The following is a 993-nucleotide window of genomic DNA, read 5'->3' on the forward strand; positions in this document are numbered from 1 at the left end:
CTCTTATTATGGGAAGATACCTATGAATTGGGTACAGACAACATTAAATTATATAGGAATAATTAGTACTGGTAACACGCCATCTAAAAATAGCCCTGAAAACTACGGCGGCGAAATACCATTCTATAAACCTGCTGATTTATTACAAGGAGAACTATACAATGCAACTGAATATTTATCGGTTCTAGGAAATACAAAATCCAGAAAAATAAAAGCAGGTTCTATTTTAATAAATGGTATTGGAAATATTGGAATTGCTGGGATTGTTCGTGTTGATGGAGCGTTCAATCAACAAATGCATGGCATAGAAGTATTTAATTTTGTCAACTCAAAATTTTTACTTTTAGCTATACAGTCTGATTTTATGCAAAAACAATTCAAGAACAATACATCATCTACCACTATTCCTATATTAAACAAAACTAGATTTTCTCAAACTATAATTAATTTTCCAGGTATACGTACACAAAAATTAATAATTACTAAAGCTGAGAAACTTTTTGAAAAAGTAAATCAATTTTAGCGACAATTCTCTTTTGTTCTAAAACTGAAGGAATACCTATTATTTTAGATTTTAGATACGAATAATGTCGAGCATAGCCCCTGTTCCTAACAAATAATAGCGTATAGTCTAAGTGGTATTTTAAAAATTTTGCAGATAAGCAAATTGGAGACAGAATTTTTACTCCGTCTGCACCAACAACAAAAGGGAAGTCTATAATCTTAAGATTTCTTGTATGGTCACCAAATATTACAACGTTTGTTTTATAGTCTAGAATCTTAGAAAAATTATTAGAAAATCCTTCAACTAATATTTTAGATTGACTAACTACTGGAATCTTGCCCTCTTTTACAATTTCAGACTGTTTTATTTGATAAGGCTTAGCTGAAATAGTTGTTACAATTTTTTCTAAAGGAGCTAGCAACCAAGTTGATCTTCTTGGAAAATCTATTTCAATTTTAATGTTATTCAGATAATAAGAGCCATAATCA

2 protein-coding genes are annotated in these 993 nt (G+C 29.8%); one reads left to right on the top strand and one right to left on the bottom strand.

The annotated features are described in order from the left end of the window. On the top strand, window positions 1-523 hold a 523-nt coding region (locus tag HT729_RS11470), incomplete at its 5' end, for a restriction endonuclease subunit S (RefSeq protein ID WP_240148736.1). On the opposite strand, the gene HT729_RS11475 is transcribed toward HT729_RS11470, so the two are convergent. Further along, window positions 483-993, bottom strand: a 511-nt coding sequence (locus tag HT729_RS11475; RefSeq protein WP_240148734.1) for a restriction endonuclease subunit S, incomplete at its 5' end; no start/stop codon positions are given. The two genes, HT729_RS11470 and HT729_RS11475, sit on opposite strands and share 41 nt — an antisense overlap.

Source organism: Streptococcus sp. 79 (assembly GCF_013277425.1).
Lineage (GTDB): Bacteria > Bacillota > Bacilli > Lactobacillales > Streptococcaceae > Streptococcus > Streptococcus pseudopneumoniae.